Genomic DNA, 10,381 nt, shown 5'->3' with positions numbered 1-10,381 from the left:
GGAAGAACTCGTACCAGGAGCCGAACAGGGCGCGTTCGCGCTCGACCAGCAGCGGCAGCGGCTCCGAGGCCGTCACCAGCTCCCGCAGCGGGAACCGCGCGAGGATCTCGTCCACCTCGGGCGCCAGCGCGTTCGCCAGCCGGTTGTGCAGCGGGAGCGAGTCGTCGCCCAGGGCCCGGGCCGCCGCCAGGACCCGCTCGCGCTCCGGCCCCTCGGGGACCTGGGCGGCCGCGCGCTCGTAGAGCTCCGCGCCCTCCTCCAGGACCAGACCGGTGTCGATGCCCGCCGGGATCTTCACCCGGGCGTGCTGCCGCCAGGTGCCGAGCGGGGCGCTCCAGGCCTCCACGTGATACGTCCAGCGGCCCGTCGCGTCCGGGGTGACCTCGGCGCCCCAGCGGTCGGTGCCGGGAACCAGTTCGCGCATCGGCGTCCAGGGGCCGCGGCGGCCCTCGGGATCGCACAGCACCACATTGGCGCCGACCGCGTCATGGCCCTCGCGGAACACCGTGGCGGTGACCGGGAAGGTCTCGCCGGGAACCGCCTTCGCCGGACGCCCGCCGCACTCCAGGGCCGGCCGGACGTCACGCACCGGAACACGGCCGATGGTCTCGTTGGCCTTCATGGGTCTCACCTCCGCCGTGCGCGGAGCCGGGCCCGGGGCCCGGCTCCGCGATCCGTAGTGCGCCGGAGGACAGGTGTCCTCCCGCGGGGTCCGTCCGTGCGGTCACTGCCTCGCGGAACGCCGGTCCGACGGCGGCCCGCGCCGGACCCGCCCGGTCAGCTGGGTCCGCCCGCCCTGTTCCCGCACATAGGTGACGAGGCTGGTGCGCAGATAGCGCTCGGCCGCGTCCACCGCCTCCCGGGCGCAGCGCTTGCCCATCAGCACGCACAGCGTGTAGCCCGAGTCCTCGAAGGTGGACCGCACCTCGCGGTCCTGCGGCGAGGCGAGCATCACTCGCTCCCACGCCCGGTATCGTCGCAGCTGCCGGGCCACCTCGGCCTTCGCGGGTAGCAGCATGGCCGTGTCTTTCCTTCCGACGCTCTCGAGTGGGCACGTGTCCCCGACGTTCGGGGGAGCGTCCGGGCACGGAGAGGCACGGAGCCGTTACGGCGAATCGAGGCTTTCACTCATGGTGCACGCATGATGACGCATCGTCTTGTTGGATCTTCAACCACTCCTCATCCGTCCCCTGCGCTTCTCGTGTTGCACGAATGGCGTAGCGGCCGCAATGTGGATGGTGACTCAGAAGCGATCAGTGCTCACGCTGTGCGTCCGGAACGGATTTCCGGACGGTGAGGGGGACGCGAGCCGCGCCGGTGAGGAGCGAAGCGACAATGAAGACCGCAGTGCCCTGCTACTACCACCTCGACGTCGAGGTCAGCCAGGAACGGGTGGGACAGGTCGGCCGCATCCTGGCCGCCCATCTCCGCTACTGGGACCTCGACAACCTCGTGGAGCCCGTCCGCCGCGGTGCCGAACTGCTGCTGACCGCCATCGACCAGCACGCGACGGACAAGCACACGTCCATCGAGATGTGGTGGAACGGGCAGCACCTGATCACCGCCATCGGTGACGACGACCGTGACCTGCGCCCCGACCAGGACCTGCGGTCGTGTCTGGCGCACATCGCCGCCACCAGCGACGGCTGGGGCTGCTGCGCCTCGGAGACCGGCAGCAAGATCATCTGGTTCTCGCAGCGCGCCCGGTCCGGCGAGCGGGTGCCGCTGGTCCCGACCGCGCCGGCGCCCAGTCTGCGCCGGACCCTCCATGTCCCCCGCCGCCAGCCGGTCGCCCAGTTGGCCGAACCCGCCGGCGGCGTCCTGGAGGGCGCCCGGTGACGGCGAGCAAGTCCCGGAAAGGGGTGCCCGTGTGGAGCGGGCACCCCTACCCGTTGGGCGCCTCCTTCGACGGCCAGGGGACCAACTTCGCCCTGTTCAGCGAGGTCGCCGAGCGGGTCGAGCTGGTCCTCGTGAACGACGCCGGCACCCGTACCCCGGTCCCGATGACCGAGGTCGACGGCTTCGTCTGGCACGCCTTTCTGCCCGGGGTCGGCCCCGGCCAGCGCTACGGCTACCGGGTGACCGGGCCCTGGGACCCGGGCGTCGGCCACCGCTGCAATCCGGCGAAGCTGCTCCTGGACCCGTACGCCAGGGCGGTCGACGGCCAGATCGACAACCACGCCTCCCTGTACGAGCGCACGCCCGGCGGGCCGTCCCCGGCCGACAGTGCCGGGCACTCCATGCTCGGGGTGGTCACCGATCCCTACTTCGACTGGGGCGACGACCGTCCGCCCCGGCGGACGTACTCCGACTCGGTGATCTACGAGGCTCATGTCCGCGGCCTCACCGCCACCCATCCGGAGGTGCCCGAACGCCTCAGGGGCACCTACGCCGGTCTCGCCCACCCGGCGGTCATCGAGCACCTGACCTCGCTCGGCGTCACCGCGGTCGAGCTGATGCCGGTCCACCAGTTCGTGCAGGACGGCGTCCTCCAGGACCGGGGCCTGTCCAACTACTGGGGCTACAACACCATCGGCTTCTTCGCCCCGCACAACGCCTACGCCGCGTTCGGCAGCCGGGGCCAGCAGGTCAACGAGTTCAAGGCGATGGTGAAGGCGCTGCACGCGGCCGGCCTCGAAGTGATCCTCGACGTGGTCTACAACCACACCGCCGAGGGCAACGAGATGGGCCCCACGCTGTCCTTCCGGGGCATCGACAACGCCTCCTACTACCGGCTGGTCGACGGCGACTGGGCGCACTACTACGACACCACCGGCACCGGGAACAGCCTGCTGATGCGGCATCCCTACGTACTCCAGCTGATCATGGACTCGCTGCGGTACTGGGTGACCGAGATGCACGTGGACGGCTTCCGGTTCGATCTGGCGGCCACCCTGGCACGGCAGTTCCACGAGGTGGACCGGCTCTCGGCGTTCTTCGACCTGATCCAGCAGGACCCGGTGATCAGCCGGGTCAAGCTCATCGCCGAACCCTGGGACGTGGGGGAGGGCGGCTACCAGGTCGGCAACTTCCCGCCGCTGTGGTCCGAGTGGAACGGCCGCTACCGGGACGCCGTACGGGACTTCTGGCGGGCGGAACCCGGTTCGCTCGGCGAGTTCGCCTCCCGGCTCACCGGCTCCTCCGACCTCTACCAGCACAGCAGGCGCAGGCCGCGGGCGAGCGTCAACTTCGTCACCGCGCACGACGGTTTCACCCTGCGCGACCTGGTGTCGTACAACGACAAGCACAACCAGGCCAACGGCGAGGGCAACCGGGACGGCGAGAGCCACAACCGGTCCTGGAACTGCGGTGCCGAGGGCGAGACCACCGACCCCGCCGTCCTCGAACTGCGGGGCCGCCAGCAGCGCAACCTCCTCGCCACCCTGCTGCTCTCGCAGGGCATCCCGATGCTCAGTCACGGCGACGAACTCGGCCGTACCCAGCGCGGCAACAACAACGCCTACTGCCAGGACAACGAGGTCTCCTGGACCGACTGGGACCTGACCGGGGAACAGCGCACCCTCACCGACTTCACCCGGTACGTCATCGCCCTGCGCGCCGCCCACCCGGTACTGCGGCGCCGCCGCTTCTTCCGGGGCGAGACCGCCGTGCACCCCGGGCAGCCGCTGCCGGACCTGGTGTGGCTGCTGCCCGACGCCCGCGAGATGACCGACCGGGACTGGCAGCGCCCCGACGCGCACACGCTCGGGGTCTTCCTCAACGGCGACGCCATCGCCGAACGCGACCCCTACGGGCGGCGCCTGGTCGACGACTCGTTCCTGCTGCTCCTCAACGGCCACTGGGAACCGGCCGACTTCCGGCTGCCCGACGAGTCCTACGGCGAGCGCTGGACGACCCTCATCGACACCGCCGACCCCGAGGGCATCCCCGACGAACGCGAACGCAAGGCCGGTACCAGGCTGCGCGTCGAGGCCCGCAGTCTGGTCCTGCTGTCCCGGCCCTCCCGCGCAAAGGACGCCAAGGACGCCAAGGACGGCAAGGACGGCTGGGACGGCAGGGACGGCAACGGCAGCAGGAACGGCAGGAGCAGCAGGACCAGCAGGAAAGGCACAGGCGGCGCGGACGTGCGGGGCGGCCGGGGCGCGCGGAACCGCGGGGGCTGAGGGGCGTCAGGGGAGCAGCGGGCGGACCGTCACGGTGAACTGCGCCCCGTCCGGGTCACGCAGGACCGCCTCCGTGTCCAGCTCCCGCAGGACGCTGCCGCCGTGCTTCTCGGCCGCCCGCGCGCACTCGCCGACGTCCGCGACCGCGAAGTGCACCTGCCAGTGCGGCCGCACCGACGGATCAGGCGCCGCCTCCACCGCCCCCGAGTCGATACGGGCCACCGCGTCGCCCCGGCTGCGCAGCACCACCTCGCCGGCCTCGTACTCCACCTCGCAGCAGCCCGGCCGGTCGGAGGCCCAGCCGAGGACCTCGCCGTAGAAGATCGCCGAGTCGAACGCGTTACGGGTGTGCAGGCGGATGAAGGTGGGGGCGGCCCGCCGCCAGGTCTCCCAGTTGGAGACCAGCTCCCCCTCCCAGATGCCGAAGACGGCGCCGTCCCGGTCGGCGATCAGCGCGGCCCGGCCCGGCGGGAAGGACAGCGGACCGACCGCCGGCGTGCCGCCGCGCTCCCGGGCCCGGGCCACCGCCTCGTCCGCGTCGGGCACGGCGAAGTACGGCGTCCAGGCCACCGCCATCTGCCACATCGCGGCGACCGCGGCGATGCCCGCCACCGGCACCCCGTCCGCCAGGGCGATCCGGAAGTGGTCGCCGAGCCGGACGCTGCGCCATCGCCAGCCGAGCACGGCGCCGTAGAAGTCCTCCGTGGTCTGGAGGTCGCGGCTGGTCAGGCTCACCCAGCAGGGAGCGCCGAACACCGAGTGCGTGGAGAGGACGTCCCGCTTCCTGTGCGCCGGGCCGGGGGCAGACATGTCGTGGTTCATGGCACTCGCGTCCTGGTGGTCGGGACCGGCCGGGGGAAACCGGTCTGAACACCAGTCTCCAACCGGAAGCGGGAGGAACGCCTGCCGAGTACCCCACTGGCGCTCGGCCAGTCGGATGACGACGATGGGTGGGTGAGCGAGAGCGAGCCGGAGCGGATCCTGCACCTCCAGGAGGAGGTCGACCAGCTGAAGGAGGCGATCGCCTCCCACGCCGTGGTGGACCAGGCCATCGGGATGGTGGTCGCGCTCGGCCGGGTCTCGCCCGACGAGGGCTGGGCGGTGCTCAAGGAGGTCTCCCAGCACACCAACATCAAGCTGCGCAACGTCGCGGACCTGATCCTCGTCTGGGGCCGCTCGGGTGACATGCCTCCCGAGATCCGCGCAGAGCTGGCCGACGCCCTGGAACGGTACGGCCCGACCCAGATCCCCGGCGCACCGCCCGCCGGGTGAGCCGGCTCAGGCGCCCTCGGCCAGCAGTTCCTCGCGCAGCCGGTCGAAGCAGGCCGTGAGCAGGCGGGAGACGTGCATCTGCGAGATGCCCAGCTGCTCGGCGATCCTGCTCTGCGTCATCCCGCGGAAGTACCGCAGGTAGAGGATGAGCCGGTCGCGCTCGGGCAGGCCCTGGAGGCAGGGTTCCGCCGCGGTGCGCTCGTCGACCAGGTCGTAGCCGGGATCCGGGCAGCCCAGGGTGTCGCCCAGGACGTAGCCGTCGCCGCCGGGCACCTCGGCGTCCAGCGACAGCGCGGAGAAGCACTCCAGCGCCTCCATGCCGGCCCGCACCTCGCTCTCGGTGAGCTGGGCCCGCTCGGCGATCTCGGCGACGGTGGGCGTGCGGCCCGCGGTGGTCTGCCCCAGTTCCTTGAGGGCGACCCGGACCCGGTTGCGCAGCTCCTGGACCCGGCGGGGCACGTGCAGGCTCCACATGTGGTCGCGGAAGTGCCGCTTGATCTCCCCGGTGATCGTCGGCACCGCGTACGCCTCGAAGGCCCGGCCGCGCTCCGGGTCGTAGTGGTCGACGGCCTTCACCAGTCCCAGCGCGGCGACCTGGTAGAGGTCCTCCAGGGCCTCCCCGCGGCCACGGAACCGCACCGCGATCCGCTCGGCCATGGGCAGCCAGAGCTCGACCAGTTCGTCCCGCAGCACCCGGCGCTGCGGTCCCTCGGGCAGTTCGGCGAGCCGCGCGAAGTCGGCGGCGGTGTCGGGTGAGTCGTCATGCGGATGAGGCTTGGCGAGGCTGGTGGTACGCATCGCGCGCACCTCCCTCAGCGAGGTGCCAATGTGGACCGTGGGAGGAACGCGCTCGGACCCTGGGAGGCCAGGGGGCGGCCGGCGGAACACCGGCTCCCACGCACGTGCCTCCGATCCGAAGCACATAGCTGCGAATGCCCCGAATGGGGTAAAGCAAAACAGATGCCCAGAAAAGGTGAGATTGGTCTCACCGGGAGAGGTTCGTGCCGCAACCCGCGTCGCGCGCCGGGCTTGACCGTTCCTTGGGAGGAGATACCTCTGTAGCAGAGGTAATCTTCGAACGTGGAATCCCTGGAATCCGAATCCCTTCCGGAAGAGCTGGCCGACGCGCTCGTCGGCATCCAGCGGCTGATCCGCCGCCGACTGCGCCGCGGGCTCGCGCTGCCCCGGCTGCGCGGCGCCGAGGTGGAACTGCTGCGGCTCGTCGAGTCCCGGCCGGGCATCGGCATCTCGGACGCGGCCAAGGAGCTCTACCTGGCGAGCAACTCGGTGTCGACGCTGGTCAACCAGCTCGTCAAGGACGGCTACCTGGTACGGGAGACCGACCCGGCCGACCGGCGGGCCGCCCGGCTGCGGCTGACCGAGGCCGCCGCGCAGCGCCTCACGGACTGGCGGCGGCGCCGGGCGGAACTCGTCGCCGGTCACGTCTCCCGGCTCGACACGACCGACCAGCACCTGCTGGAAGCCGCGCTTCCCGCACTGCGCAGACTCGCCGTCACCCTGCACGAGGAGGCCGAGGAATCATGACGCCGGACACCCCCGCGGTCGCCTGCACCAGGCTGGCCTACTCGTTCGGGGACACCAGGGCCGTGGACGGGCTCGACCTGACCGTCGGCGAGGGCGAGGTCTTCGGACTGCTGGGCCCCAACGGCGCCGGCAAGACCACCGCCATCCGCTGCATCACCACTCTGCTCCCCGTCCCCGCCGGGATGGTCAGCGTCTTCGGCCACGACACCGGCCGGGAGCGGATGGCCGTACGCCGACTGCTCGGCTACGTCCCGCAGCAGCTGTCCGCCGACAGCGGACTCACCGGACGCGAGAACGTCGCCCTGTTCGCCCGCGTCTTCGACGTCCCCCGGCGCGAACGGGCCGAACGGGTCGCCGAGGCGCTGGCCGCCGTCGACCTCGCCGACGCCGCCGACCGGCTCGCCGGCACCTACTCGGGCGGTATGGTCCGCCGCCTCGAACTGGCCCAGGCCCTGGTGAGCGCGCCGAGGCTGCTGATCCTCGACGAGCCGACCATCGGACTCGACCCGATCGCCCGCACCGGCGTCTGGGACCAGATCAACGCCGTACGCGCCGCCACCGGCATGACCGTCCTGGTCACCACCCACTACATGGACGAGGCCGACCAGCACTGCGGCCGCGTCGGCCTGATGCACCGCGGCCGGATCCGCGCCCTCGGCACCCCCGCCGAACTGCGGCAGGGCCTCGCCGAACGCCGGGGCACCGACACCCTGCCCACGCTCGAAGACGTCTTCCGCGACGTGGCCGGCAGCGGCCTCGACGACCAGTCAGGAGGTTTCCGCGATGTCCGAAGCACCCGCCGCACCGCGAAGCGCGTCGGCTGAGCGCACGGCAGCGGCGTCCCTGCTGCTCACCCCGCCCCAGCCGCGCTCCGGCTGGCGGCTGCTGCCCGCCCGGATCGTCGCCATGTGCGCCGTCGAACTCCAGAAGCTGCGCCACGACCGCACCGAGCTCTACACCCGGGCGATCCAGCCGGCCCTCTGGCTGCTGATCTTCGGCCAGACCTTCACCCGGATCCGGGCGATACCCACCGGCGGCATCCCCTACATCGACTACCTGGCACCCGGCATCATCGCCCAGTCCGCGATGTTCATCGCCATCTTCTACGGCATCCAGATCATCTGGGAACGCGACGCGGGCATCCTCAACAAGCTGCTCGTCACCCCGACCCCACGCTCGGCGCTGATCACCGGCAAGGCCTTCGCGGCCGGGGTGAAGTCCCTGATCCAGGCCGTCGTGGTGATCGTCATCGCCGCGATCCTCGGAGTCTCGCTCACCTGGAACCCGCTGAAGCTGCTCGGGGTCGGGCTGGCCGTCGTCCTCGCCTCCGCGTTCTTCTCCTGCCTGTCGATGAGCATCGCGGGCATCGTCCTCAGCCGCGACCGTCTGATGGGCATCGGGCAGGCCATCACCATGCCCCTGTTCTTCGGGTCCAACGCCCTCTACCCGGTGGCGATCATGCCGGGCTGGCTCCAGGTGGTCAGCAAGATCAATCCGCTCAGCTACCAGGTCGACGCCCTCCGGGGGCTGCTGCTCGGCACACCCGCGCATCTCGGCCTCGACTTCGGGGTGCTCGCGGTGGCCGCCGCCCTCGGTGTCGCCGCGGCCTCCTCGCTGCTCGGCCGCCTGGCCCGCTGATCTTGGGGCGGGCGGGACGCCGACGTGATGTGCGGCACGCGCCCGGCTCCCGCCCGGACACCCGGGGCGGGATATCCGCTGCGCAACGCTTGATCAGCGATCAAAGCGGGCGAACCCCCTGGCCACAGCGCATTCTGCTCATTTGACAGTGCGCTGAGCGCACAGATAGACAGCGTGGGTCGAGAGGGGCACTGTGTACGAGCCGAACGTGGTCGGGGACTGGCACGAGTACGACGAGCATGCCGGTCTGCGGGTCCGCGTCCACCGCCTGGAGGCGGCCGAGCCGCCGCGCGGCCGGGACGACGCCGCGGCCGGGCTGACGTACTTCAGTGCCCGCGTCACCATCGAGAACCGCGGCTCCGGCCACTTCAGCGTCCAGCTGGAGGACGGTCAGATCGATGTCCGGGTGGGGTCCGACGGGGAGGGCGCGTTCATCGACTGGCGCAACTCCCAGTTCATCGAGGGCTTCGACGTGTACCCGCTGCGCCGCGCCACCGCCGTCCTCTACGCGGCCGCGCCCGAGAGCGCGCTGGCCCAGGTGGACATCCAGATCCAGCTGCGCGTCGACGAGGAGTGGACCGAACGCCGGCTGTGGGCGGGCGGCATCGGCGTGCTGGAGTCGACCGCCGCCACGCCCTGCCAGGCCGCCGGCCCCGGCAGCCTGGCCCACCAGGTCAGCACCTTCCTCAAGGACCAGACGGAACCCGGCCCCTCCGCCTGACCCGCGTCAGGCCCGCCCTCCCCGCGTCAGTGCGGGATGCCGTCGATGAGTTCGCGGGCGCCCTGGCGCAGGAGGGCGACGGCGACCGAGGTGCCGAGGGTCGCCGGGTCGAGGCGGCCCGCCCATTCGTGGGCGTTCAGCCGGGTCTTGCCGTCAGGGGTGAACACACAGGCGCGCAGCGACAGTTCACCGGCGTGGTCGACGCGGGCACAGCCGGCGATCGGGCTGTTGCAGTGGCCCTGGAGCACATGCAGGAACATCCGCTCGGCGGTGGCCTCCCGGTGGGTGGCCGGATCACCGAGGTCGCTCACCACGTCGATCAGGTCGCTGTCGCCCTCACGGCACTGGAGGGCGAGGATGCCCGCGCCGATGGGCGGCATCATCGTCTCCAGGTCCAGCACCTCGGTCACCACGTCGGTACGGCCGATCCGCTCCAGGCCCGCCGCCGCGAGCAGCAGCGCGTCCGCCTCGCCGGCGGCGAGCTTCTCCAGCCGCCGGTTGGCGTTGCCCCGGAACGGCACGCACTCCAGATGCGGGTGGGTTGCCGCCAGTTGGGCCACCCGGCGGACCGAGGAGGTGCCGATCCGGGTGCCCGGCGGCAGCTGGTCCAGCGTCAGCCCGCCCGGGTGGACCAGGGCGTCGCGGATGTCGTCCCGCTTCAGGAACGCGGCGAACACCGTCCCGGCGGGCAGCGGGCGGTCCGCGGGCACGTCCTTCACACAGTGCACGGCGAGGTCGGCCGTGCCGGCCAGCAGCGCGGCGTCCACCTCCTTGGTGAACGCGCCCTTCCCCTCCACCTGGGAGAGGTCGCCGAGCCACTTGTCACCGGTCGTTCTCACCGGTACGACCTCGGTGCGCACCCCCGGATGCAGGACGGCCAACTCGGCCCGCACGCGAGCGACCTGAGCGAGCGCCATCGGCGAGTCGCGGGAGACGATGCGGATCAACTCGGGCACGGCCATGGGGACACGATAGACCCAGGAGCCCTCCGCGGATTCCGACATCCTGTCGGCCGCCGGGCCGGCGCAACTGCCTCCGAGGCCGTCGCCGCGCGGGGCCAGGCCGGGTTCTCCGGTCGCCG

At 71.6% G+C, this 10,381-nt stretch carries 12 protein-coding genes; 7 read left to right on the top strand and 5 right to left on the bottom strand.

Translation table 11 applies throughout. The features are described 5' to 3' along the window. Together AAW13_RS34130 and AAW13_RS34125 are read right to left on the bottom strand one after the other, a co-directional pair. A partial coding sequence (locus AAW13_RS34130) for a maltotransferase domain-containing protein (RefSeq protein ID WP_143145063.1) occupies positions 1-622 on the bottom strand: 622 nt, incomplete at its 3' end. 102 nt (positions 623-724) lie between these two features. Further along, positions 725-1,018 (bottom strand): DUF5133 domain-containing protein, encoded by a 294-nt coding sequence (locus AAW13_RS34125; protein ID WP_046732541.1) that lies wholly within the window; start codon positions 1,016-1,018, stop codon positions 725-727. A 317-nt stretch (positions 1,019-1,335) separates the two neighbouring features. On the opposite strand from AAW13_RS34125, the gene AAW13_RS34120 reads away from it, so the two are divergent. After that, a complete protein-coding gene (locus tag AAW13_RS34120; protein ID WP_046732542.1) occupies positions 1,336-1,839 on the top strand; it encodes a hypothetical protein in 504 nt (167 codons plus the stop codon). Between the two features lie 23 nt (positions 1,840-1,862). Continuing rightward, on the top strand, positions 1,863-4,124 hold the full coding sequence (gene glgX / locus AAW13_RS34115; RefSeq protein WP_240528809.1) for a glycogen debranching protein GlgX: 2,262 nt from the start codon (positions 1,863-1,865) through the stop codon (positions 4,122-4,124). 6 nt (positions 4,125-4,130) lie between these two features. Here the strand turns inward: glgX and AAW13_RS34110 are convergent, their stop codons facing one another. Then, on the bottom strand, positions 4,131-4,946 hold the full coding sequence (locus AAW13_RS34110) for a VOC family protein (protein WP_046732543.1): 816 nt from the start codon (positions 4,944-4,946) through the stop codon (positions 4,131-4,133). 132 nt (positions 4,947-5,078) lie between these two features. On the opposite strand from AAW13_RS34110, the gene AAW13_RS34105 reads away from it, so the two are divergent. Then, the gene (locus AAW13_RS34105) at positions 5,079-5,396 is read left to right on the top strand and encodes an ANTAR domain-containing protein (RefSeq protein ID WP_046732544.1); all 318 of its coding nucleotides are present in this window, start codon (positions 5,079-5,081) and stop codon (positions 5,394-5,396) included. A gap of 6 nt (positions 5,397-5,402) precedes the next feature. Here AAW13_RS34105 and AAW13_RS34100 read toward each other — a convergent pair whose 3' ends face one another. Continuing rightward, positions 5,403-6,194: an RNA polymerase sigma factor SigF gene (locus AAW13_RS34100; RefSeq protein ID WP_046732545.1), complete on the bottom strand. Its 792-nt coding sequence runs from the start codon at positions 6,192-6,194 to the stop codon at positions 5,403-5,405. Positions 6,195-6,485: 291 nt separating this feature from the next. Here AAW13_RS34100 and AAW13_RS34095 point away from each other — a divergent pair, with 291 nt between their 5' ends. The 4 genes from AAW13_RS34095 (at position 6,486) to AAW13_RS34080 (ending at position 9,300) form a co-directional block, all read left to right on the top strand. Next, positions 6,486-6,941, top strand: coding sequence for a MarR family winged helix-turn-helix transcriptional regulator (locus AAW13_RS34095; protein WP_046732563.1), 456 nt, complete (start codon positions 6,486-6,488; stop codon positions 6,939-6,941). Further along, positions 6,938-7,765: an ABC transporter ATP-binding protein gene (locus tag AAW13_RS34090; protein ID WP_046732546.1), complete on the top strand. Its 828-nt coding sequence runs from the start codon at positions 6,938-6,940 to the stop codon at positions 7,763-7,765. Before AAW13_RS34095 ends, AAW13_RS34090 begins: the two co-directional genes overlap by 4 nt. Then, positions 7,725-8,579: an ABC transporter permease gene (locus AAW13_RS34085; RefSeq protein ID WP_046732547.1), complete on the top strand. Its 855-nt coding sequence runs from the start codon at positions 7,725-7,727 to the stop codon at positions 8,577-8,579. Before AAW13_RS34090 ends, AAW13_RS34085 begins: the two co-directional genes overlap by 41 nt. Before the next feature lie 193 nt (positions 8,580-8,772). Next, entirely contained in the window at positions 8,773-9,300 is a 528-nt protein-coding gene (locus tag AAW13_RS34080) for a hypothetical protein (RefSeq protein WP_046732548.1), read from the top strand. Positions 9,301-9,326: 26 nt separating this feature from the next. Here AAW13_RS34080 and hemC read toward each other — a convergent pair whose 3' ends face one another. Beyond that, a complete protein-coding gene (gene hemC, locus AAW13_RS34075) occupies positions 9,327-10,262 on the bottom strand; it encodes a hydroxymethylbilane synthase (RefSeq protein ID WP_046732549.1) in 936 nt (311 codons plus the stop codon). Positions 10,263-10,381 lie beyond the last annotated feature (119 nt).

Source organism: Streptomyces humi, assembly GCF_001005085.2.
GTDB classification, from domain to species: domain Bacteria; phylum Actinomycetota; class Actinomycetes; order Streptomycetales; family Streptomycetaceae; genus Streptomyces; species Streptomyces humi.
The sequence above is the reverse complement of the archived record's forward strand: the minus strand, read 5'-3'. Positions and strand labels throughout refer to the sequence as shown.

What these genes read in the sequence shown, in the direction of transcription:
- AAW13_RS34125 (WP_046732541.1), bottom strand. Translation starts at nt 1,018, where the DNA reads ATGCTGCTACCCGCGAAGGCCGAGGTGGCCCGGCAGCTGCGACGATAC.
- AAW13_RS34090 (WP_046732546.1), top strand. Translation starts at nt 6,938, where the DNA reads ATGACGCCGGACACCCCCGCGGTCGCCTGCACCAGGCTGGCCTACTCG.
- AAW13_RS34100 (WP_046732545.1), bottom strand. Translation starts at nt 6,194, where the DNA reads ATGCGTACCACCAGCCTCGCCAAGCCTCATCCGCATGACGACTCACCC.
- AAW13_RS34085 (WP_046732547.1), top strand. Translation starts at nt 7,725, where the DNA reads ATGTCCGAAGCACCCGCCGCACCGCGAAGCGCGTCGGCTGAGCGCACG.
- AAW13_RS34120 (WP_046732542.1), top strand. Translation starts at nt 1,336, where the DNA reads ATGAAGACCGCAGTGCCCTGCTACTACCACCTCGACGTCGAGGTCAGC.
- hemC (WP_046732549.1), bottom strand. Translation starts at nt 10,262, where the DNA reads ATGGCCGTGCCCGAGTTGATCCGCATCGTCTCCCGCGACTCGCCGATG.
- AAW13_RS34110 (WP_046732543.1), bottom strand. Translation starts at nt 4,946, where the DNA reads ATGAACCACGACATGTCTGCCCCCGGCCCGGCGCACAGGAAGCGGGAC.